Raw genomic sequence first — 21,707 nt, 5'->3', positions numbered from 1 at the left:
TTTCTGCGCCGCCGGGCGGGTTCAGCGGGCGTTTGGGCCGGCGTGGGGCGGTTAAACTGCACGGCCTTCCCGCACAGCAGCCCGCGATGTCCCGCACCCGCGTCCTTACCGGCATCACCACCTCCGGCACGCCGCACCTGGGCAACTACGTCGGCGCGATCCGCCCGGCAGTCGCCGCCAGCCGCGATCCGAACGTGGAGAGCTTCTACTTCCTCGCCGACCTGCACGCGCTGATCAAGGTCACCGATCCGGCACGGGTGCAGCGTTCGACGCTGGAGATCGCCGCGTCGTGGCTGGCATGCGGGCTGGATCCGGCAAGCGTGTGGTTCTATCGCCAGAGCGAGATCTTCGAGATCCCCGAACTGACCTGGTTCCTGACCTGCGTCGCTGGCAAGGGCATCCTCAACCGCGCGCACGCCTACAAGGCCGCCGTCGACAAGAACCGTGAGTCCGGCGAGGACGACGATGCGGCGATCACCGCGGGCCTGTTCATGTACCCGGTGCTGATGTCGGCGGACATCCTGGTGTTCAACGCGCACAAGGTGCCGGTGGGACGCGACCAGATCCAGCACATCGAGATGGCGCGCGATTTTGCCCAGCGCTTCAACCATCTCTACGGCGAGCATTTCGTCCTGCCCGAAGCGGCGATCGAGGAACACGTGGCGACACTGCCCGGACTCGACGGCCGCAAGATGAGCAAGAGCTACGACAACGTGATCCCGTTGTTCGCGCCGCGCGAGCAGTTGAAGAAGCTGATCGCCGGCATCCTCACCGATTCGAAGGCGCCAGGCGAAGCCAAGGACGCCGATTCCTCGCACGTGTTCCAGTTGTACCAGGCCTTCGCCAGTGCGGAAGAAACCGGGGCCATGCGCGACGCCTTCGCTGGCGGCATCGGCTGGGGCGAGGCGAAGTCGCGCGTGTTCGAACGCATCGATCAGGAAATCGCACCGATGCGCGAGAAGTACGAAACGCTGATCGCGAAGCCCGCCGAGCTCGAAGCGATCCTGCGCGAGGGCGCGCTGCGCGTGCGGGAGCTGCACGGCAAGCCGTTCATGGCGAAGCTGCGCAACGCTGTCGGGCTGCGCGACCTCTCGCATGTTGCGATGGCCGATGGAGCGAAGAAGGCCAAGTCCGCGACGCCCCCGGTGTTCAAGCAATACCGTGAGGCAGACGGCCGGTTCTACTTCAAGCTCGCCGATGGCGAGCGCGTGCTGCTGCAGAGTGCGGGATTCGCGTCGCCCAAGGAGGCCGGGCAGCTCATCGCGCGACTCAAGCAGGAAGGCGGCTCGGTGCTGCATCTCGTCGAAGCCGTCGCCGTGCACCTGGGCGACACGCTGGTGGGACACCTGCACGACGCGGCGGAACTGGCCGAAGTGGTCGAGGCGCTGGCGCAGTTCGCCGAAGAGGCTTAACGGCGCGCGTTCCCAGCGGGTCTTGGTCGTTGATTGCTGGTCGTTCTTCCCGTCGCTTGTTCGTTGTCGTTGCTTTTGCTCGTCATTCCCGCGAAGGCAGGGGTCCAGCGCCTTTCCCTGTGGAACTGCAGCAGCAACCGCAACCGCAACCGCAACCGCAAGTCACTGGANCGCCGTTGTGAAGCACTTCCCGCCTTCGCGGGAATGACGCAGCGGCCCGCTCGCGCCTTGCGCGAGCGGGCCGCTGCGTCACTTGACTCCACCCGCTCCCGGCGGGATCGTGCCGCCATGTCAACCGCGCGCGTTCCCACGCCGGACGTCGACGAAACCGCCCGCCAGGCGGCATTGGACGCCTATGCGATCCTCGACAGCGCGCCGGAGCAGGCGTTCGACGATATCGTCCACCTCGCCGTGACGTTGTGCGATGTGCCGGCGGCGTCGATCTCGCTGATCGACCGCGACCGCGTCTGGTTCAAGGCGCAGATCGGCGTGGATCAATCGCAGGTGCCGCGCGAGATGTCGTTGTGCAACCACGCCATCGAAGCGCCCGATCGCACCCTCGTTGTCGAAGACCTGCTGATCGATCCGATTCCCGCTGCGCGTCGCCGTCGCATCCACGGTCGGCCGCCGCGTTTCTACGCGGGTGTGCCGCTGCTGAGTCCGGACGGGCATGCGCTTGGCACGCTCAGCGTCGCCGACGTCGAACCGCGCAAGCTCAGCAATGCGCAGGTGGTCGGGTTGGAGCTGCTCGCGCGCCAGACCCAGCATCTGCTGGAGCTTCGCCGCTACGTGCAGCAGCAACAGCAGCTGTTGTTCGCGCGCGAAGCCGAGGCCAGGCGTGCCCATAACGAACGCGCCGAACTCGAACGCCGCCACGAGCAGCTGAAGGAGAGCGCGCAACTGGATCCGCTCACCGGCCTGCTCAACCGCGCGGCGATGGAGCAGATGCTGGCCGAAGTCCGCAAGCAGCCGGCGGCCGAGCGCCTGCCGTATTGCCTGCTGCTGCTGGACATCGATCACTTCAAGCAGGTCAATGACCGCTACGGACATCGCGTTGGTGACGACGCATTGCGTGCGGTTGCCGGTTCCGTGACCGGCAACATCAGAAAAGGCGACGTGGCCGTGCGCTACGGCGGCGAGGAAATCGTCGTGTACCTGCCGGGCACGCCGTTGTCGGGCGCGACGGAAGTCGCCCAGCGCATCCGCGACGCGATTGCGACGGTGCCGCTGCCGTTCAAGTTGACCGTGTCGGTGGGCATCGCCGCGGGCGATCCAATGCGCGAGCAGGCCGAACAGGTGTTCGAGCGCGCCGACCAGGCGCTGTATCGCGCCAAGGCAGCGGGACGGGATCGCGTGGTGGTCGACGATACCCAGCAGCTTGGCGGCTGAAGCAACCTTCGGGACGCCGGGCTAGTCCCAGTGGTTTGGCGGTGTGCCGCGCTCGGGGTGGTGCATCTTCACCACGCAGAACCGGTGACCGGTGGGCGCTTCCATCACCCACCAGCGTTTGACGAAGGCGATCTTCTTCGCGCCGAGCTTCTCCAGCCGCGCCGCTTCGGCATCGACGTCGTCGGCTTCGATGTCCAGGTGCACGCGCGACGCGTGTTCCACCTTCTGCACCTCGATGTGCAGGTCGCCCGGTGTGTTCCCGAACATCTGGTAGGTGCCGGGAACATCGCCCGCATCGGCGTCGGCGACGGTAACGCCGAGCGCCTGGCTCCAGAACGTCGCGGCGGGGTCGAGGTCGCCGGTCTGGCAATCGACGATGAAACCGGCAAGGCGGCTGCGATGGGCCATGGAGGTCTCCGATCTTCAGAATCAGCGACGATGTCGGGGCAATAGAGCCCCCTTAGTTAGGGGGCGATTCGCGCCATGGCGCGAATCGGGGTATGGAAGTGCATAGCGGGGCCCGAAGTTTGCGCAGCAAACTTTGGGGTGGCCATGCGCAGCATGGTCACTGCGGCAGCGCCATGTCGTCCAGCAGCGCCTTCAGGAACCGCGCCGCTTCGCCGCCCGTGCAGGCGCGATGGTCGAAGGTCAGCGAGATCGGCATGCGACGGTGCACCTCGACGCCGCCGATGACCGCCACCACGTCGTGCGACAGCTTGCCCGCACCGACGATCGCCACGCACGGCGGCACCACGACCGGCGTCGCGTAGCGGCCGGCGAACATGCCGAAGTTGGACAGCGAAATCGTATAGCCGCTGAGCTCGCTCGAAGGAATCGTGCGGTCCTCCACCTGCGCGCGCAGCCGCTGGATCGCGGTGCGGACGCCACTGCCGTCGAGCATGTCCGCATTGCGCAGCGCCGGCACGAACAGGCCATCGTCGGTGTCTACGGCGATGCCGATGTCGACGTGCGGGTGCAGCGTGCGGGTCAGGCTGTCGCCATCGAACCAGGCGTTGAGCGCCGGCACCGTCTTGCACGCAGTCACGATCGCGCGGACAAGGCGTGCGGTGATGTCCTGCTTGCCGAGCCAGGCGTGCAGGTCGGCGTCATCGACCAGCGTGGTCGGCACGACCTTGCTGTGCGCGTCGGCCATGACGCGCGCCATGTTGCGGCGTACGCCCTTGAGCTGCTCGGGCTGGCCAGTGGCGGCGACACCCGGCGGCTGCGTGCGCATCGGCTTGCCCGACTGCGACAGCGTGCTGCGCTGGGCCTCCGGTGCCGGGGTTGCCGGGCGCGCGGCTTCGAAATGCGCACGCATCTGCGCGGCGGGAGTCGCCGGCGCCGCGCCGGGCTTGGCGCTGCCATCGGCGGCGGCGCGCTTCACGTCGTCCATCGTGACCACGCCATCGGCGCCAGTGGGGCGCACGCGCGCGATGTCGACGCCAAGCTTGCGCGCCTGCGCGCGTACCGCCGGCATCGCCTTGACGCCACCGACGGCCACGGCGGCCTCGGTGCGCACCGCGTCGGAACTCTGCATCGCACCGACCACGGTGCCGCTGTCTTCGCGCAACGTTTCGGTCTTCGTTTCCGGTTCCGGTGCGGCCTTGGCGGGCTCGGCGTGGCCGCCGCCATGGTGGTGGCCGGTGTCCTGGCCTTCCGCGCGCTGCGGCATCGACGGGTCGACTTCGAACTCGGCGAGCATCTTGCCGGTGACGACCACGTCGCCCGCACCGCCGGCGAGGCGGATCACCTTGCCCGACACAGGCGAGGGCACATCGACGACGGCCTTGGCGGTTTCCATCGACACCAGGTTGTCGTCCAGGCGGATCGTGTCGCCGACCTTCACGTACCACTCGACGATGGTCGCATCAGGCAGGCCTTCGCCGAGGTCGGGGAGGTGGAACGTCTTGTTGGTCATGTCTGGTTTCCGTAGGGCGGGTCTCGACCCGCCATGCGTGAGCTGGATTGGTTGCGAAGACGGATGCAGGTGGCGCGATGGTGGCGGGTTGAAACCCGCCCTACACCGACATCGCGCGTTTGGCGGCAGCGACGATCCGGTCCACGCTCGGCATGTACTTCATTTCCAGGCGGAACAGCGGGATGTGCGTGTCGTAGCCGGTGACGCGCTCGACCGGGGCGACCAGGTCGTACATTGATTCCTCGGCCAGTCGCGCTGCGATCTCGGCGCCGAAGCCCGCCGTCTTGGGCGCTTCATGCACGATCACGCAACGGCCGGTACGGCTGACCGATTCGGCGATGGTGGCGAAGTCGAGCGGACGCAGCGTCGCCACGTCGATGACTTCGGCGCTGATGCCGTCGCCCGCGAGTTTCTCCGCGGCTTCCAGCGTTTCCTTCACCTGCGCGCCCCAGGTCACCAGGGTCACGTCGGTGCCGTCGCGCAGCACGTAGCAGACGTCGAGCGGCAGCGCTTCGCCGTCGTCGGGCACGACTTCCTTGTACTGGCGGTAGATGCGCTTGGGTTCGAAGAAGATCACCGGATCCGGATCGCGCATCGCGGCGAGCAGCAGGCCGTAGGCGCGCGCGGGCGAGGACGGCATCACCACGCGCAGGCCGGGAACGTTGGTGAAGATGGCTTCGTTCGCTTCCGAATGATGCTCCGGTGCGCGGATGCCACCGCCCCACGGCACGCGCAGCACCATCGGGCAGTGCAGGCGGCCGCGCGTGCGATAGCGCATGCGTGCGGCGTGGCAGACGATGAAGTCGACCATCGGGTACATGAAGCCGTCGAACTGCGCTTCGGCTACGGGCTTCATGCCCTGCGACGCCATGCCGACGGTCAAGCCGGCGATGGTGGTTTCGTCCAGCGGCGTGTCGAGCACGCGCTCGCTGCCGAAAGTCTGCTGTAGGCCGGCGGTGGCGCGGAACACGCCGCCATTGACGCCGACGTCCTCGCCGAGCACGACGACCGCGTCGTCATGGCGCATCTCGTACGCGAGCGCCTGGGTAATCGCTTCGATGAGGGTGATGGCTGTGGGCGTGTTCATGGTGGCGGCGCCTTCGATCTTCGATGCGGACTGCTCGGCGTTCATCAGCGCCCCTCCAGCGCCAGTGCGGCGGCGCGGTGCGCGGCCACGTCTGGCGGCATGTCGGCGTAGAGGTAGTCGAACATCGCTTCCACCGGCTGCACCGGCGTTTCCAGGTAGGCGTTGATCTCGACGTCGACCTTCGCCGCGCATTCGGCGGCCCAGGCGGCTTCTTCGGCTTCGTTCCAGACACCCTGCGCGGTGAGATAGGCACGCAGGCGCGGAATCGGGTCGCGGGTCCAGGCGGCCTTCACTTCTTCCTCGCCACGGTAGCGGCGGGCGTCGTCGGCGGTGGTGTGGTCGTGCAGGCGATAGGTGAGGAACTCGATCACGCTGCCGCCTTCGCCGTTGCGCGCACGCAATGTGGCGCGGCGCATGCCTTCCATCACCGCGATGATGTCGTTGCCGTCGACCTGCAGGCAATGCAGGCCGCCGGCCAGGCCCTTCTGCGCCAGCGTCGTGGCGCCGGTCTGCGCCGAGCGCGGCACGGAGATCGCCCAGCCGTTGTTGATCACGCACAGCACCAGCGGCGAGGTGTACGCGCCGGCGGAGTTGAGTGCGGCGTAGAAGTCGGTCTTGGACGAACCGCCATCGCCGCAGCACGCGACCGCGATGCGGTCCTGCTTGCGCAGCTTGAACGACAGCGCCGCACCGGCCGCCATCAGGCACTGCGTGGAGATCGGCACGCACCAGGGGTAATCGTGCTTCGGACCAGCGAAGTCGTTGCCGCGCTCGTCGCCGCCCCAGTACAGCAGCACTTCGCGCGGTTGCACGCCGCGCATGAACTGCGCGCCGTATTCGCGGTAGCTGGGGGCGAAGACGTCTTCCGGCTTCATCGACGCGCCGATGCCGACGTGCGTGGCCTCGTGGCCCAGGCAGCTCGCATACGTGCCCAGCTTGCCGGTGCGTTGCAGCGCGATCGCCTTGGTGTCGAACACGCGCACGAATAGCATCTGCTTGAACAGCGGCAGCAGCGCCTTCGGGTCGCGGAAGGCCTGGGGGAGTTCGGCGACGGGCTTGCCGTCGGTGCCGAGGTATTGCAGGTATTCGATTTCGTACTTAGCCGCGATCGTCATGCCCGGACGGTCCTATCTTCAGTCAACCGCCCGATCATAACCGTCGCGCGTTGGGGCGGCGTTGCGCATTGCGGCAATACGCGGGGGTGCAAGAAAAAAGCGCGGCCGAGGCCGCGCTTTCTCCTGTTGCAGGCCCGGCATCGATGCCGGGCTGTCTGGCACTTGACGCATTCGGGCGCCTTGATCAGCTCGCGCCGATCAAGGCACGCCGACGATGCGGTTGCGGTACTGCGCCTGGTTGTCCGCACTGGCCGACTCGGGCGTGGCGGCGGTGGCCGTCGCGGTCAGGGTCAGGAACTGCGTGGCGTTCGAACGCGCCGGGATGCGCACGTCGAAGTCGAAGCGCTGGCGCGCATTGGCCGCGAACGCGCCGTCCAGGTTGCAGCGGGCCTCGAAATCACCCGAGGCGTCGCCGACGTCGCAGGTCCAGCCCGCCGGCGCCGCGATGGCGACGTTGCCGGCCGGCGCATCGCCGTGCAGTACCACCACCGGCTGCCACGCCGCATCGGGACCTGCATTGTCCAGGGTCACGCGGAACGTCTCGGTGCGGTTGTAGTGCAGCTTCTTGGTCGGGCCGCTGATGCCCACCGCGAGGTCGGCATCGGCTGCGACGTCGAACGACAGCGCCGCATCGCTGTCGCCGTTGCGACGGTCCGCGGTCATCGAGCTCACTGCCGCCGCCAGGCGCAGCACGCCGCCACCGACGGAATCCGGCGCGACCGCCGCGACGTCGAAGTGCGCCGTGGCATTCGCGGCCAGGCTCGTCGTGGTGCAGGTGACGGTCGTGGTTACGGTGACGACCACGGGTGCGGCGCACGACCAGTCGGCCGGTGCGGTGATCGACGGGTTCACCTGCGCGTCGAACACGAACGCGACCGCAGCGAACTGCGCGGCGTTAGGTCCGGTGCTGGCCACGTCGACCGACGCATGCACGGTGTCGCCGACATGGACGCTGCCCGACGTCGCCGACGCCGTGAGCGACAGGTCGGCACTGCGGAACGACGGCACGGCTATGGTGACGCGCACCGGATCGTGGTCGGACACGCGCACCGGGATGCTGTTGTCGCCGAAGTTGTCGACGCCGAAATCCGCGTTGATGCGCGCGTGGTCGACATCGACCGACAGTGCGTCGCCGAGCACCGACTGGTTCACCAGCACGTGGTCCAGCGTCTGCGCGTTGCCGTCGAACACGTACGAGTAGCGCTGGGCGGGATCGGCGATCAGCTGCGAGCCATCGACCAGCGGTGTGGTAACCGGGCTGTCGACGTAATTCAGCACCTGGTCCGGGCCGGCTTCGTCACCGCGCACGATGCCCATCACGTCGGTGTAGCCGTCATTGAACTCGAACGCGTTGAAGTCGCCGAGCAGCACGAGCTTCTCGCCCGGGTGCGCCTGCTGTTCCTGTTCGACCAGGTTGGCCAGGTACAGCGCCTGCGCGCCGCGCTTGCCGCGCACGCGCGCGCCTTCACTGCTCCAGCCGAACGAGCCGGCGGCGGTGGAGTCGTTGCCGTTGAGCGAGCGCAGGTGGTTGGCGATCACGGTGATCGGATAGGACGCGCCGTTGTCCTGGTGCACGATCGCGCGCAGCAGCAGCGGCGGGCGGTCGTTGAGCAGGCTGGTGCTGCCGTCCGGGTTCTGCAGCGGCGTGTCCTTGCCATGCTGGGTGACTTCGAGCACTTCGACGCGGGCGATGCCGGCGCCGTTGTCCCCGGCACTCACCGGGCGTGTGCTGACCAGGAAGCCGACGTTGATGCCGCCGATGTCGTTGCCCTGCACCAGGTACGGCACGTAGCCAGGTGCACTGGCGCAGGTGCTGTTGATGCGATCGGCCAGCATGCCGAGCACGCGCAGGTTCTCGACTTCAACCACGCCCAGGATGTCCGGCGTCTTCAGGTAGTCGCAGATCGCGCCACCGGTCTTGGCCAGGCGCTGCTGCAGCGCGGTCGGCTGCAGCGTCGGCGCACCATTGCCATCGGCGACGTCGTCGAAGAAGCGCAGCAGGTTGAAGCCGCCGACGGTGACCGCTTCGTACGCGGCATCGTGCACCGCTTCCGGCGGACGGCCGCCCGTTGCAGTTGGTGGCGTGGCGGCGTCGGGCAGCAGCGCCCAGTTGGCACTGGTGTAGTCGAGCACGCCGACGAGACCTGCGACCTGCGCGCCGTTGTCCACCGACATCGGCAGTGCGCCCACCTGGCCGCGGCTGCGGACCATCAGGCGCTCGGGGTTGGTGTCGAAGCGCGGCGGATTGACGCCCGCCGGGATCGGGGTGACGTCGAGTGCGCCGATGCCGGGTTCGCGGAACGGCGTGGGAGTGGTCGGCAGGGTGACGTGGAAGACGCCGTCGCTGCTCGCGGTAGCGGTGGGTTCGTCGATGCGGCCCTGCGAGGCGCCGACGACGATCGAATTGGCCACGCTGACGCGCATGGCTTCATAGCGTTCGAGCGTGCCTGGGGTGGCAGTAGTGTTCAGATCGGTGGCGGTGAGTTCGATCGCCGCTGGCAACGTCGCGCCGGTGGCGAGCAGCTCGATCGTCGGCGAGGTCAGCTCGGTGACGCTGAGCTGGTTGAGCGCGGTGGCGGGAGTGAATTCCTCGACCTTGCCGGTGACGCGGACGCGGTTGCCGATGGCGGCGCTGGCGGGGATCGCATTCGTCCCGGTGAAGACGAACACCGCGTCGGACGTGGTCGCCTCGCCGTCCTCGTTCTGCGCCTGCAGGAAGAAGCCGTTGTTGAAGCGCTGCGCGGTGACGATGCCTTCGGTCACGACCTTTTCACCGACGTGCGGCGAACGCAGGCCGTTGCCCTGGATCTGCGCGATGGTGAGCGCGGGCACCGGTTCAGGCGGCAGCACGATCGAGCCGCTGTTGCGCGGCGTCGGGGCGCCGGCCTGGAAGTCGGCGGCGTTGTTGTCGGTGTCGGTCGCACCGTTGCCCTGGCGCAGCGCCGACGACGTGTTGCTCAGGCCCGGCGCAGCGCCGGAGCCTTCGAAGAAGTTCGCGGTGCCATAGCCGACCAGGTCGACGATCAGGCCCAGCTGCGCAGCCGAACACGGCGTGCTGCTGCCGTTGCAGCCCAGCGACGTCGTCGTGCGTGCCAGCACGACCTTGCCGGCGGAAGCCGACATGGCGATGGTGCCCGTAGCGTCGGGTGCCGGCAGCGCGGCGCCGATCGTGCCGCCGCTCATCTGCACCAGGAAATACTGGCCCGGCTGCAGGTTCACGGCCGGCAACGCGGTGACGCTGCCGAAGCTGCCGGTGCCCGTCGCGCTGGCGTACTGCAGCGAGAGGCCCGCGAGTGCGACCGGCGTGGTGCCACGGTTGTAGAGCTCGACATAGTCGTTGCGGTACGACGCCGAACCCGACGTCGCGCCGCCTCCGCCGTACACCTGGCTGATCACTACCTGCGCCTGCGCCGCGTGCATCGATGCAAAGCCCGCCATTACCGCCAGAAACAGGCGGCTCCTCAGATTCCTCATGAATCCCCCAAAAAATTGAAACGCCCGGCATGGTCGGCCAGGCGCGTTGTGGTTCCCCCGTTCGGGGGCGAATGTACCCGCAACAGGACCACACTTGCATTTCGTTGGCGTGACAGCGCGGAGCCGCTCGCCGCGATGGGGTACCCTTTGCGCCTGCAGAAAGGCTTGAGAAATGAGCGTCGAAAAGAACCAGCGCGAGCTTGAAACCGGCATCCACACCGACCTGGCCGGCCGCACGACCTACGGCGGTTACCTGCGCCTGGACCGGTTGCTCAGCGCGCAGCAACCGTTGTCGGACCCGCCGCACCACGACGAGATGCTCTTCATCGTCCAGCACCAGGTGGCCGAGGTGTGGATGAAGCTGATGATCCACGAGTTGCGCGCGGCCATCGCCTACCTGCGCGACGACCAGGTCTGGCAGGCGCGCAAGGTGCTGGCGCGCTGCAAGCAGGTGCTGCGACAGCTGACCGAGATGTGGTCGGTGCTCGAGACGCTGACGCCGTCGGAATACATGGAGTTCCGCGACGTGCTCGGACCGTCGTCGGGTTTCCAGTCGCTGCAGTACCGCACCATCGAATTCCTGCTGGGCAACAAGAATGCGGCGATGCTCAAGGTGTTCGCACACGACGCGGCGGGGCAGGCGACGCTCAAGGACGTGCTCGAAGCGCCGGGCCTTTACGACGAATTCCTGCTGTATCTCGCGCGCTGGGGCCACGACATTCCGGCCGTGCAGCGCGAACGCGACTGGTCGGCCCCGCACGTGTCCAATCCTGCGCTGGTGCCGGTGTTCGAACGCATCTACGAGGACACCAACCGCTACTGGCGCGAGTACTCGCTGTGCGAGGACCTGGTGGACCTGGAAACGCACTTCCAGCTGTGGCGCTTCCGTCACATGCGCACGGTGCTGCGCATCATCGGCTTCAAGCGTGGCACCGGTGGGTCGTCGGGCGTTGGCTTCCTCAAGCAGGCGCTGGAGCTGACGTTCTTCCCGGAACTGTTTGAGGTGCGCACCTCGATCGGGCCCGGCGTGTCCTACGGGCCGCCGGCGACGTGATCGCATGCCCTCGCCGCGGGCGGGGGCCTTGCTAGGGAAGGTCTGAATAAATTGCCGTCATCCCCGCGAAGGCGGGGATCCAGCGACTTCAAGCCATTGAAAGCAAAGGCTCTGGAATACCAGCCTTCGGCTGTTGTGAAGCGCTTGACCGGCTGCGCCGTTGAAAGGCGCTTCCGACTTCGCGGGAATGACGAGCAAAAGCTACCTTCCCTGGCCGACGCCACCGTATGGCGGCGCCGGGTTTCGTTGGCGCCTGCCGTGCATTGCGCTGTCGCGTCGTGGCCGCAGAAGCGCGACTGCGCGCGCACGCCTTCGAATCAGCGCCCATGAACAGGGATTTGCTGCGGTGCAGCAGGGAAAAACGGTTTGACGTGCCCCGCTGCCGTCGGTGATCCTCGCCCGTCCCGCGCGCCGCGTGGGATGCATTTATGAACAAAACAGACGGGGGAAGCCGCATGAGCGGTGCCGAAAGCACGACCAACCCGGGAGCGATTCCGGAATTCAAGCAGGTGTTGGGCCATCCGCGTCCACTGTGGATGCTCTTCATGGCCGAGTTCTGGGAGCGCTTCGCGTTCTACGGCATCCGCTGGGCGATGGTGTTGTACATCGTGGCCCAGTTCCATGGCGGCCAGGGCACCGGTGAAAAGCCCGCCAGCGAGCTTTACGGCGCCTACCTCGCCCTGGTGTACGCCGGTGCGATCTTCGGCGGCTATGTCGCCGACAAGCTGATCGGCCACCAGCGCTCGATCCTTATGGGCGCCACGATCATGGCCGTCGGCCTGTTCATGCTCACGCTGCCCAGCGAGACGCTGTTCAAGCTGGGCTTGGCCACGATCATCGTCGGCAACGGCCTGTTCAAGCCGATCATCTCCACCCTGGTCGGCAAGCTGTATACGCAGGGCGATGAGCGTCGCGACTCCGGCTTCACCATCTTCTACATGGGCATCAACCTGGGCGCGCTGCTGGCCCCGCTGATCACCCAGTACCTGGCGAAGAAGGTCTTCGGCATCAACGACATGCCGGCCTACAAGGTGGTGTTCTTCTCCGCCGGCATCGGCATGATCCTCAGCCTGATCTGGTTCTGGTTCGGCCGCAGCCAGCTCAAGGGCATCGGCATGCCGCAGGACCACCAGACCGGCTTCCGCAACCTGCTGGTCGTGCTCGTCCTGGGCGTGTTCGTGGGCATCCCCGCGTTCTACTTCCTGCTGACGATCAACGCCAAGGTGCTGCAGGTCATCCTGATGGCGCTGCTGGTCGGCCCGGCGATCATGCTGTTCGCCGAAGGCGTCCGCGAAGGCCACGTCGCCCGCGACAAGGTGATCGCGATGCTGATCATCCTCGCGTTCAACGTGTTCTTCTGGTGCTACTTCGAGCAGGCGGGCAGTTCGTTCAACTTCCTCGCCGAGAAGATCATCGACCGCGACATCGGCATGCACGGGCTGTTCAGTGCGCTGGCCGGCGAGGCCAACTTCCCGGTCTCGTGGTTCCAGTCGGTGAACTCGGTGGCGATCATCGCGCTCGCGCCGATCATCGCGTGGATCTGGATCCGCATGGGCCACGCCAACCCCACCATCCCGCGCAAGTTCAGCCTGGGCCTGATCTTCAACGGCCTGGCCTTCCTGCTGCTGATGTACGCGCTCACCCACCTGATCTCGGCGGACGGCAAGATCCCGTTCTGGACGCTGTTCATGGTCTACGTCATCCAGTCGGTGGGCGAGCTGTGCCTGTCGCCGATCGGCCTGTCGATGACCACCAAGCTCGCACCGCCCAAGCTGACCGGCTTTGCGATGGGTGCGTGGTTCCTGTCCATCGCGATCGGCAACAACCTGGCGGGTATCTTCGCCGGCGAAGCCAGCGGCGAAGGCGGCATGACCACGATGAGTGCGCTCGATGCGTACACCAAGGGATTCTGGATCCTGATCGTCGCGGGCGTGCTGCTGTTCCTGGTCGCACCGCTGGTCAACCGCCTGATGCATGGCGTGAAGTGATGCACTGGCGTTCGCGCATTGCGCGAACGCCTGTCCCAAGAAAACGGCGGCCGATGGCCGCCGTTTTTCTTTTCTGGATGGCCTCCCGGGATGCCGGGTGCCGGATTGCCGAAATCAGTCCGACGGAAGCGGCGCGTCCGGCTCCAGCAACGCCACACCTTCGTTGAGCTTGCGCAGCAGCGCGTCCAGCTGCACGCGTTCGTCGGCGTCCAGTGGGGCGAGCAGGCGCTGTTCGTATTCCAGCGCGACCGGTACGACTTCGTCATAGATGCCGTAGCCGTCGCCGCTGAGCGCCAGCACGGAGCGGCGGCGGTCGTCGTCATGGATTTCGCGTTGCAGCAGGCCGCGCTCGAGCAGTCGCGCGACGGTCCGGCTGACCGCGACCTTGTCCATCGCCGTGCGCGCGGCCACCGCGTTGGCCGACAGACCCGGATAGCGCCCCAGGACAGCGATCACGCGCCATTCGGTCACGCCCAGGCCAAACCGCCGCGCATACGCGCCGGCAATGGTCTGGCTGACACGATTGGACAGGACGCTCAGCCGGTAGGGCAGGAAGTTGTCCAGCTCCCAGTGGGCGTGCTCTCGACGGGCATGGTCGCCCTGGCCGGGCGTGGCGCCGGGCTGACCGGTGGTCGGATTCTGGCTTGTTGTTGGTTTCATATGAAACTATAGTGTCGATGCGCGAGCCCGTGAACTCCGGGCCATCCCTTGCGCGCCACGTTAACAGGAGTACCGCCCATGAGCGCCCAGCCCAACGCGACCGCCCCGAACCTCGGCATGCAGGTCACCACGTTCGAGAATCCGCTCGGAATCAACGGTTTCGAATTCGTCGAATTCGCCGCGCCGAAAGGCCAGGGTGAGTTGCTGCACGCCTACTTCCGCAACATGGGTTTCACCGCGGTGCTGCGCCACAGGTCGCGCCCGATCACGGTGTATCGCCAGGGCGGCGTCAATTTCCTGGTGAACGAGGACCCGGACAGCTTCGCCGCGGACTTCGCCGCCAAGCACGGCCCGAGCGCCTGCGGCTTCGCGATCCGCTTCGAGAAGCCGGCATCGCTGGTGTTCGACACCGTGGTGGGCAACGGCGGCGAAGCGATCACCGACAAGGCCGACACCAAGGCCGTCGATGCGCCGGTGGTGAAGGGCATCGGCGATTGCATGCTGTACCTGGTCGACCGCTACGGCGACAAGGGCACGATGTACGACGCCGACTACGTCGCCATCGAAGGCGCCGACCAGAACCCGAAGGGGTTTGGCCTGACCTTCATCGACCACCTCACGCACAACCTCTACTTCGGCAACATGGCGAAGTGGTCGGATTACTACGAGCGCCTGTTCAATTTCCGCGAGATCCGCTACTTCGACATCAAGGGCGCCAAGACCGGCCTCGTCTCGAAGGCGATGACCGCGCCGGACGGCATCGTGCGCATCCCGCTCAATGAATCCAGCGATCCCAAGTCGCAGATCAACGAGTACCTCGATGCCTACAAGGGCGAGGGCATCCAGCACATCGCCTGCTTCACCGATGACATCTATTCGACGGTGGAAGCGATGCGTGCGCAGGGCGTCGCCTTCCTCGACACGCCCGACACCTATTTCGACGTGATCGACCAGCGCGTACCGAACCACGGCGAAGACGTGCCGCGCCTGGCGAAGAACAAGATCCTGATCGACGCCGATCCGGAAACGCACCAGCGCAAACTGCTGCAGATCTTCACCCAGAACGCGATCGGACCGATCTTCTTCGAGATCATCCAGCGCAAGGGCAACGAAGGCTTTGGCGAAGGCAACTTCCAGGCGCTGTTCGAGAGCATCGAGCGCGACCAGATGCGGCGCGGCGTGCTTTGATTGTCGGACGGGTTTCGTCCGCCGGATGCATGACGGATGGTGATGGCGGGTCAAGACCCGCCCTACGCTTCGCGATGAGTTGAACCCACAGCCGGCGGGTTGAAACCCGCCTTACGGACAGGCGATGAAATCGAACGGCTATCAATCCGGTTTCGGCAACGAATTCGCGACCGAAGCGGTCGCCGGTACCCTGCCTGAGGGACGCAACTCGCCGCAGCGCGTCGCGCACGGCCTGTATGCCGAACAACTCAGTGGCACCGCGTTCACCGCGCCGCGTTCGCACAACCGCCGCAGCTGGCTGTATCGCATCCGCCCGGCGGCGATGCACGGCGCGTTCGTGCCGTACCTGCATTCGTATTTCCACAATGACTTCGGCAATGCCCCGGTTACGCCGGACCAGCTGCGCTGGAGTCCGCTGCCGATGCCGGCTTCCAGCGGTGGTGCCGCGCCGGTGGATTTCGTCGACGGCCTGTTCACGATGGCTGGCAACGGTTCGCCGGCCGGCCAGCACGGCGTCGGCATCCATCTGTATGCGGCGAACAAGTCGATGCAGGGCCGCTTCTTCTACGACGCCGACGGCGAGCTGCTGATCGTGCCGCAGCAGGGCCGCCTGCACATCGCGACCGAGTTGGGCGTGCTGGACGTCGAGCCGCAGGAGATCGCGGTGATCCCGCGCGGCGTTCGCTTCCGCGTCGAGCTGCCGGACGGTGAAGCACGCGGCTACGTCTGCGAGAACTTCGGTGCGCTTCTGCAGTTGCCGGACCTGGGTCCGATCGGCTCGAACGGGCTGGCGAATCCGCGCGACTTCCTCACGCCCAATGCGGCATACGAAGAAGACGAAGGTGCGTTCGAACTGATCGCGAAGTTCCAGGGCCACCTGTGGCGCGCGCCGATCGGACATTCGCCGCTCGACGTGGTCGGCTGGCACGGCAACTACGCGCCGTACAAGTACGACCTGCGCCGCTTCAACACCATCGGTTCGATCAGCTTCGACCACCCGGATCCGTCGATCTTCCTGGTGCTGCATTCGCCCAGCGACACGCCCGGAACCAGCAACATGGATTTCGTGATCTTCCCGCCGCGCTGGCTGGTGGCGCAGGACACGTTCCGGCCGCCGTGGTTCCACCGCAACATCGCCAGCGAGTTCATGGGGCTGGTGCACGGTGCCTACGATGCGAAGGCGGAGGGCTTCGCGCCGGGCGGCTGCTCGCTGCACAACTCGATGACCGGGCACGGACCGGATGCGGCGACGTTCGAGAAGGCGAGCGCCGCCGACCTGTCGAAGCCGGACGTCATCAAGGACACGATGGCCTTCATGTTCGAGACGCGTGCGGTGATCCGCCCGACGCAGCAGGCCATCGAGGCCGCTCATCGCCAGCGCGATTACCAGGCGTGCTGGGCGGGGCTGAAGAAGAATTTCGTCGCGCCGTAAGGCGACGCTGCGGTCCTGCGATCAACCGCGGCAAGTCTGTGCCGCGGCGGGTTCCGTGTCATTCGCCCGCGCCAGCGTTCCGGTTGGCGCGCGAAACGACGGACGAGTGGTTTCACCAGCTGCGATCAGGCGACTTCCGCCGACGGCTCCAACCACTGCGTTCGGGTCTGGTCGAGTCGCGGCAGGTACGCCTCCGGCAGCAACTCGGCCAGGCGCTCACCTACGCGCTGCGCATAGCCCACGCTGACCACCGCCTGCAGATGGCGCAGTCCTCGCAGCAGGCGATAGACGGTTTCGTCGTCGCTGGGACTGGTCTGGATTTCCGCGCGCAGCGACGCCGACTCCGGATCGCGTTGCAATTGCAGCATGTCCAACAGATACATCCGGCTGGCGGCAAGCGAACGCCGTGACGCCGGGCGCGGTGTTGGCGAGACTTCCACGGTGGTTGTCTTCGCCACGTGCGCGGCATCCAGTGCGATGGCCACACCGTTTGCGGTGGCGAGGCGCGGTGCTGGCTTCGACCCGGCGTCCAGGTCCAGATAGCCCTCATGCAACAGGTATTCCAGCGCCGACAGCGCGTTCGGGCCCAGCAGCGCGACGATGTCCTCGCGCGTGCGGCGACCGTCGCACAGGATCAGCGCGCGGCGCTCGGCCAGGCTCAGGCGCGTGTTGGAATGTGCCAACAGCGCGACGCGGCCGCGTTCGGTCTTGTTCAATGCCATGACGGTGTCCCCCTGGGCGCGTAGGCTAGGCGCGGCCGATGAAACTGCCGTGACACGACAGCCGGCAACGCCGACAAGGAGACTGACGATGCGCAAGACACCGCAATCCCGTCGATCCCATTTCGCGATGCACGCGCCGTGGCTGCTCGCGATGACAGTCCTGTTCGCTGTCGCGGGTTGTCGCGATCGCGAGCAGGCGGCAGTGGACGCGCCGACGGAGGCGCCGGCTGCGCCAGTCGATGATGCGGACCAGGACGTGCCACCCGCCACCGCGCCAGCGACTTCCGTGGCCGATGCGCCTCGTTCGCAAGGTGGTACGCCGGAACACGGTACGCCGGGCTATGCCGGCTTCGGTTCCGCACGCTTCGGCGGCTCGGCCGATGACGTGCGCGCGGCGTGGGGCGAGCCCATGGTCGGTGGGCCGGGCGACCCCGCGGGCTGCTACTACCTGTACCCGCAGCCCAAGGCCGACACCCGCATCGCCTTCATGATCGAGAACGCACGCTTCGCCCGGCTCGATGTCGACGCCGAAGGCCAGCAGGCACCCGGCGGCGGTGCCGTCGGCATGGCCATCGAAGAAATTCGCAAGCTGTATCCCGGCAGTGCCGAATACCCGCACAAGTACGTCGAAGGCGGCAAGACGCTGCGACACCGGGACGCCAGCGGCAGCGTGGTGGTGTTCGAGGTGGGGCCGGAGGGCAAGGTCACCGCCTGGCACGTGGGTGTGCCGCCGCAGGTGGATTACGTGGAAGGTTGCGGTTAGCGAAGGTCAGGTAGTCCTGCTTTGCTCGTCGTTCCCGCGAGGGGGAAGCGCCCAATGCAGCGTTGGATTCGGTCATTGGAACGTCCTGCGACTTCGCTTCGCTACGCTCAGGACGAGCGGTGCGGAGGAGGGGCCATTCCTTAGCTAGCTACTCAGGACGAGCGGTGGGTGGACGGGCCTTATTCTTTTTTCAGGACGAGCGATGCAGGGCATATCCCCGCTCGTCCTGGGCGTAGCGAAGCGAAATCGAAGGACCCGTTCCCAGCACCCGGAAGTCACCTGGCGCTGGCAACGATGCCGGAGCGGTTAAGATCGCCCGGACCTGACCAAGAGGGGACGCGGATGTCGCTGGCAATCGGCTTGTTCGTGCTGGGCCTGGTGCTGCTTGCGCTGGGCGGAGATTCGATCGTCAAGGGTGCGTCGGGGCTGGCCACGCGGCTGGGCGTCCCGCCCTTCATGGCGGGACTGGTGCTGGTGTCCGTCGCAACCTCCATCCCGGAGCTGTTCGTCAACGCGCAGGCGATCCTGCATGGGCAGGCGGACCTCGCCCTCGGCAATGCGGTCGGCAGCAACGTAGCCAACTTCGGCCTGACCCTGGGCGCAGCGGCATTCGTCGCGCCGGTGGTGGTGCGCTGGCGTTCGCTCAGCAGCTTCCTGCTCGTGCTGGTGCTGGGCACCATCGCGGTGCTGGTGCTGGGCGCCGATGGCACGCTCTCGCGCGGCGAAGGCATTGGCCTGCTGCTCGCCTTCGTCGCCGTCGTGGCGTATGCCCTGGCGCGCAGCAAGTCCGAATCGCCCGAGTTGCTCGCGCAGATCGCCGACTACGCGAACACACGAACCGGCATGGGTCTGAACGTGTCGCGCTTCGTTCTCGGCACGGCTTTCCTGTGGATCGGATCGCTGCTGCTGGTCGGTGGTGAAGGCGCATCGCTGTTCGGCCTGGATCTCTCCGGCGCCGGTGCGCAACGCATTGGCGAAGGCCTGGGCCTGTCGCCCATGCTGACCGGCCTGCTGCCGGTCGCCATCGGTACCGCGTTGCCGGAAGCCGCCGCCGCGATCGCCGCGGCACGACGCGGGCAGGGCGACATGGTGGTGGGTCACGTCATCGGTGCCAGCGTGTTCAACGTCCTGGTGATCGTCGGTGGCATGGCGGCGATGGGTTCGCTCGCGCTGCCGATGACGACGATGAGCCTGCCGCCGCTGACCGGTCCATTCGCGCTGCCGCTCGGCTATGAACTGCTCGCGTCGATCGCCTTCGCCGGCATGCTGTACCCGATGCTGCGCGGCGACCTGAGCGTGGGCAAGCGCGAAGGCGGCTTCCTGCTGCTGGCCTTCGGCGCCTGGGTGGCGTTCGAACTGATGATGATGGGTCGGTAAGTAGCGCATGACAGGAACACGGCTGTCGTCGAAGCGGCGCTTGCCGCGCGCGCTGCACTCGCTGGTCGAGTTCTTCCGCCTGGAAGCGGCTGGCGGCGTGATGCTGATCGGCGCGGCGGTGCTGGCGTTGATCGCCGCCAACTCGCCGTTGCTGGCCAGCTACGAAGCCCTGCGCGACCTGCCGCTGACCGTGGGTGCGGGCGACTTCAAGCTCGTCAAGCCATTGCTGCTGTGGATCAACGACGGCCTGATGGCGATCTTCTTCCTGCTGGTCGCGCTGGAGATCAAGCGCGAGACGCTCAGCGGGCAATTGGCCGGACGCGAACAGCTGATCCTGCCGCTGGTGTGCGCGATGGCGGGCGTCGTGGTGCCGGCGCTGCTGTTCACGGGTTTCAACCACGGCGACGGCGCGGCGATGCGCGGCTGGGCGGTGCCGACGGCAACCGACATCGCCTTCGCGCTCGGCGTGCTGGCGCTGCTCGGCTCCCGCGTGCCGGTGGGGATGAAGCTGCTGCTCTCCACCATCGCGGTCGTCGACGACCTGATCGCGATCCTGATCATCGCCATCTTCTATTCGCACGGCATGAATTTCATCGCGTTGGGGCTGGCGGTAGCGGTGCTGGCGGTGATGTTGGCGCTCAACCGCTTCAAGGTCACTGCGCTGTGGCCGTACCTCATGCTCGGTGTGGTGCTGTGGGTGTGCGTGCTCAAGTCCGGGGTGCACGCGACGCTCGCCGGCGTGGCCACGGGTCTGCTCGTTCCACACGTCGACAAACACAACACGGTGCCAGACGAGATCGAACACTCGCCGCTGGAAACCCTGGAGCACGCGCTGCATCCATGGGTGGCGTACCTGATCCTGCCCGTATTCGCCTTCGCCAACGCGGGACTGGTGCTGGGCGGCCTGCGCATGGAAGACGCGCTGGCGACGCTGCCACTGGGCATCGCGATCGGCTTGGTGGTCGGCAAGCCGATCGGCATTCTCGGTGCGGCGTTCGCGATGCGCGCGCTGGGCTGGGCGCGCTTCCCCGCGGGCATGGACGTGCGCGCGATGCTCGGGCTCGGTGCGCTGTGCGGCATTGGTTTCACGATGAGTCTGTTCATCGGGTCGCTGGCCTACCACGACCGTCTGCGCTACGAGGAATCGGTGCTGGGCATCTTCGCCGCCTCGGTGATCGCGGCGGTGATCGGCTACGCGTGGTTGCGCGTCGTGTTGCCGGCGCGGCAGGCAGACGACCGGGCATGAAGCACGCGCTGGTCTTCGGCGGCAGCGGTCAGATCGGACGTCCCTTGCTGGGACGGCTGGTGCGCGATGGCTGGCGCGTCACCGCGCTGTCGCGGCAGGAGCGGACCGACCGTTCGGGGCTGACGTGGTTGCGTGGCGAATTCGGCGACATGCCGGCGTTGCCGCAGCAGGTCGATGTGATCCTCAGCTGCGGGCCGCTGGATGAATTCGCGAAGTGGTATGCGCTGTCGTCGCTGGAATGCGAGCGCGTGGTGGCGTTCGGTTCCACCAGCATCGAGGTCAAGCGCGGTTCCGCCGATCCGCACGAACGCGACGTTGCCCAGCGCCTGCGCGAAGGCGAGCAGGGCGTGTTCGCCAGCGCCGCCGCACGCGCTGCCGCGGTGACGATGCTGCGACCCACACTCGTCTACGGTGCCGGGCGGGACGCCACGCTGACGCGCATCGCGCAGCTGGCGCAGGAGTGGGGACGCTTCCCGCTCCCGCGTGGCGCGAATGGCCTGCGCCAGCCGGTGCACGTGGACGACCTGGCTGCGGCAGCATTCGCCGCGATCGACAGCATAGCCACGCATGGCCGGACCTATGCATTGCCAGGCGGCGAGACGATTGCCTATCGCGACATGGTGCGGCGCGTGCTGTCAGTGCTGGAGCCTTCGCCACCGACGCTGGTGGAACTGCCTTCGCCGCTATTCAATCTGGCGCTGATGATGGCGCGGCTTAGCGGTCGCGGCACCGGCCTGGGCGAAGCGGCGGTGGTACGCATGCGCACAGACCTGGTGTTCGATCCAGCGCCGGCGCAGCGTGATTTCGGTTACGCGCCGCGCGGGTTCATGCCGACGGCGCGGATGTTCGAGTCGCGCGGGGACGACGAAGCGTAGCGGATCT

Annotated in this window: 17 protein-coding genes; 10 read left to right on the top strand and 7 right to left on the bottom strand. The window is 66.8% G+C overall.

Going from position 1 to position 21,707, the window contains the following annotated elements; genetic code table 11:
- Positions 1–86: 86 nt before the first annotated feature.
- Positions 87–1,412 (top strand): tryptophan--tRNA ligase, encoded by a 1,326-nt coding sequence (locus tag ACYVD7_RS02390; protein ID WP_460758654.1) that lies wholly within the window; start codon positions 87–89, stop codon positions 1,410–1,412.
- Between the two features lie 288 nt (positions 1,413–1,700).
- Positions 1,701–2,801 carry a GGDEF domain-containing protein gene (locus tag ACYVD7_RS02385; protein WP_460758653.1) on the top strand — a complete coding sequence of 367 codons (1,101 nt, stop codon included), beginning with the start codon at positions 1,701–1,703 and terminating at the stop codon, positions 2,799–2,801.
- 21 nt (positions 2,802–2,822) lie between these two features.
- On the opposite strand, the gene ACYVD7_RS02380 is transcribed toward ACYVD7_RS02385, so the two are convergent.
- The 5 genes from ACYVD7_RS02380 to ACYVD7_RS02360 all read right to left on the bottom strand — a co-directional run bounded on the left by ACYVD7_RS02380 (position 2,823) and on the right by ACYVD7_RS02360 (position 10,395).
- Positions 2,823–3,209 (bottom strand): VOC family protein, encoded by a 387-nt coding sequence (locus ACYVD7_RS02380; RefSeq protein WP_460758651.1) that lies wholly within the window; start codon positions 3,207–3,209, stop codon positions 2,823–2,825.
- Between the two features lie 157 nt (positions 3,210–3,366).
- Positions 3,367–4,719, bottom strand: coding sequence for a dihydrolipoamide acetyltransferase family protein (locus ACYVD7_RS02375; RefSeq protein ID WP_460758650.1), 1,353 nt, complete (start codon positions 4,717–4,719; stop codon positions 3,367–3,369).
- 100 nt (positions 4,720–4,819) lie between these two features.
- The gene (locus ACYVD7_RS02370; RefSeq protein ID WP_460758757.1) at positions 4,820–5,806 is read right to left on the bottom strand and encodes an alpha-ketoacid dehydrogenase subunit beta; all 987 of its coding nucleotides are present in this window, start codon (positions 5,804–5,806) and stop codon (positions 4,820–4,822) included.
- A gap of 44 nt (positions 5,807–5,850) precedes the next feature.
- On the bottom strand, positions 5,851–6,921 hold the full coding sequence (pdhA, locus tag ACYVD7_RS02365) for a pyruvate dehydrogenase (acetyl-transferring) E1 component subunit alpha (RefSeq protein ID WP_460758648.1): 1,071 nt from the start codon (positions 6,919–6,921) through the stop codon (positions 5,851–5,853).
- Between the two features lie 198 nt (positions 6,922–7,119).
- The gene (locus tag ACYVD7_RS02360) at positions 7,120–10,395 is read right to left on the bottom strand and encodes a lamin tail domain-containing protein (RefSeq protein ID WP_460758647.1); all 3,276 of its coding nucleotides are present in this window, start codon (positions 10,393–10,395) and stop codon (positions 7,120–7,122) included.
- A 172-nt stretch (positions 10,396–10,567) separates the two neighbouring features.
- On the opposite strand from ACYVD7_RS02360, the gene ACYVD7_RS02355 reads away from it, so the two are divergent.
- A complete protein-coding gene (locus ACYVD7_RS02355) occupies positions 10,568–11,449 on the top strand; it encodes a tryptophan 2,3-dioxygenase (protein WP_460758645.1) in 882 nt (293 codons plus the stop codon).
- 455 nt (positions 11,450–11,904) lie between these two features.
- Positions 11,905–13,437 (top strand): peptide MFS transporter, encoded by a 1,533-nt coding sequence (locus ACYVD7_RS02350; protein WP_460758644.1) that lies wholly within the window; start codon positions 11,905–11,907, stop codon positions 13,435–13,437.
- 114 nt (positions 13,438–13,551) lie between these two features.
- Here the strand turns inward: ACYVD7_RS02350 and ACYVD7_RS02345 are convergent, their stop codons facing one another.
- Positions 13,552–14,097, bottom strand: a complete 546-nt coding sequence (locus ACYVD7_RS02345; RefSeq protein WP_460758642.1) for a MarR family winged helix-turn-helix transcriptional regulator — start codon at positions 14,095–14,097, stop codon at positions 13,552–13,554.
- A gap of 78 nt (positions 14,098–14,175) precedes the next feature.
- Between ACYVD7_RS02345 and hppD the strand changes: the two genes are divergently transcribed.
- Positions 14,176–15,285, top strand: coding sequence for a 4-hydroxyphenylpyruvate dioxygenase (hppD, locus tag ACYVD7_RS02340; RefSeq protein WP_460758640.1), 1,110 nt, complete (start codon positions 14,176–14,178; stop codon positions 15,283–15,285).
- Positions 15,286–15,409: 124 nt separating this feature from the next.
- Positions 15,410–16,717: a homogentisate 1,2-dioxygenase gene (gene hmgA / locus ACYVD7_RS02335; protein ID WP_460758639.1), complete on the top strand. Its 1,308-nt coding sequence runs from the start codon at positions 15,410–15,412 to the stop codon at positions 16,715–16,717.
- A gap of 125 nt (positions 16,718–16,842) precedes the next feature.
- Here hmgA and ACYVD7_RS02330 read toward each other — a convergent pair whose 3' ends face one another.
- A complete protein-coding gene (locus tag ACYVD7_RS02330) occupies positions 16,843–17,439 on the bottom strand; it encodes a hypothetical protein (RefSeq protein ID WP_460758637.1) in 597 nt (198 codons plus the stop codon).
- 88 nt (positions 17,440–17,527) lie between these two features.
- Here ACYVD7_RS02330 and ACYVD7_RS02325 point away from each other — a divergent pair, with 88 nt between their 5' ends.
- The 4 genes from ACYVD7_RS02325 to ACYVD7_RS02310 all read left to right on the top strand — a co-directional run bounded on the left by ACYVD7_RS02325 (position 17,528) and on the right by ACYVD7_RS02310 (position 21,700).
- Positions 17,528–18,202 (top strand): hypothetical protein, encoded by a 675-nt coding sequence (locus ACYVD7_RS02325; RefSeq protein WP_460758636.1) that lies wholly within the window; start codon positions 17,528–17,530, stop codon positions 18,200–18,202.
- A 342-nt stretch (positions 18,203–18,544) separates the two neighbouring features.
- Positions 18,545–19,579, top strand: a complete 1,035-nt coding sequence (locus ACYVD7_RS02320; protein WP_460758634.1) for a sodium:calcium antiporter — start codon at positions 18,545–18,547, stop codon at positions 19,577–19,579.
- Between the two features lie 7 nt (positions 19,580–19,586).
- Complete coding sequence (gene nhaA, locus ACYVD7_RS02315) at positions 19,587–20,825, top strand: Na+/H+ antiporter NhaA (protein ID WP_460758633.1); 1,239 nt, start codon at positions 19,587–19,589, stop codon at positions 20,823–20,825.
- Positions 20,822–21,700, top strand: coding sequence for an NAD-dependent epimerase/dehydratase family protein (locus ACYVD7_RS02310; protein ID WP_460758631.1), 879 nt, complete (start codon positions 20,822–20,824; stop codon positions 21,698–21,700). Before nhaA ends, ACYVD7_RS02310 begins: the two co-directional genes overlap by 4 nt.
- Positions 21,701–21,707: the final 7 nt, after the last annotated feature.

The sequence above is a fragment of the Lysobacter fragariae genome (assembly GCF_054779775.1).
This window is presented reverse-complemented; position numbering and strand designations above follow the sequence as displayed.

What these genes read in the sequence shown, in the direction of transcription:
- ACYVD7_RS02390 (WP_460758654.1), top strand. Translation starts at nt 87, where the DNA reads ATGTCCCGCACCCGCGTCCTTACCGGCATCACCACCTCCGGCACGCCG.
- ACYVD7_RS02385 (WP_460758653.1), top strand. Translation starts at nt 1,701, where the DNA reads ATGTCAACCGCGCGCGTTCCCACGCCGGACGTCGACGAAACCGCCCGC.
- ACYVD7_RS02380 (WP_460758651.1), bottom strand. Translation starts at nt 3,209, where the DNA reads ATGGCCCATCGCAGCCGCCTTGCCGGTTTCATCGTCGATTGCCAGACC.
- ACYVD7_RS02375 (WP_460758650.1), bottom strand. Translation starts at nt 4,719, where the DNA reads ATGACCAACAAGACGTTCCACCTCCCCGACCTCGGCGAAGGCCTGCCT.
- ACYVD7_RS02370 (WP_460758757.1), bottom strand. Translation starts at nt 5,806, where the DNA reads ATGAACACGCCCACAGCCATCACCCTCATCGAAGCGATTACCCAGGCG.
- pdhA (WP_460758648.1), bottom strand. Translation starts at nt 6,921, where the DNA reads ATGACGATCGCGGCTAAGTACGAAATCGAATACCTGCAATACCTCGGC.
- ACYVD7_RS02360 (WP_460758647.1), bottom strand. Translation starts at nt 10,395, where the DNA reads ATGAGGAATCTGAGGAGCCGCCTGTTTCTGGCGGTAATGGCGGGCTTT.
- ACYVD7_RS02355 (WP_460758645.1), top strand. Translation starts at nt 10,568, where the DNA reads ATGAGCGTCGAAAAGAACCAGCGCGAGCTTGAAACCGGCATCCACACC.
- ACYVD7_RS02350 (WP_460758644.1), top strand. Translation starts at nt 11,905, where the DNA reads ATGAGCGGTGCCGAAAGCACGACCAACCCGGGAGCGATTCCGGAATTC.
- ACYVD7_RS02345 (WP_460758642.1), bottom strand. Translation starts at nt 14,097, where the DNA reads ATGAAACCAACAACAAGCCAGAATCCGACCACCGGTCAGCCCGGCGCC.
- hppD (WP_460758640.1), top strand. Translation starts at nt 14,176, where the DNA reads ATGAGCGCCCAGCCCAACGCGACCGCCCCGAACCTCGGCATGCAGGTC.
- hmgA (WP_460758639.1), top strand. Translation starts at nt 15,410, where the DNA reads ATGAAATCGAACGGCTATCAATCCGGTTTCGGCAACGAATTCGCGACC.
- ACYVD7_RS02330 (WP_460758637.1), bottom strand. Translation starts at nt 17,439, where the DNA reads ATGGCATTGAACAAGACCGAACGCGGCCGCGTCGCGCTGTTGGCACAT.
- ACYVD7_RS02325 (WP_460758636.1), top strand. Translation starts at nt 17,528, where the DNA reads ATGCGCAAGACACCGCAATCCCGTCGATCCCATTTCGCGATGCACGCG.
- ACYVD7_RS02320 (WP_460758634.1), top strand. Translation starts at nt 18,545, where the DNA reads ATGTCGCTGGCAATCGGCTTGTTCGTGCTGGGCCTGGTGCTGCTTGCG.
- nhaA (WP_460758633.1), top strand. Translation starts at nt 19,587, where the DNA reads ATGACAGGAACACGGCTGTCGTCGAAGCGGCGCTTGCCGCGCGCGCTG.
- ACYVD7_RS02310 (WP_460758631.1), top strand. Translation starts at nt 20,822, where the DNA reads ATGAAGCACGCGCTGGTCTTCGGCGGCAGCGGTCAGATCGGACGTCCC.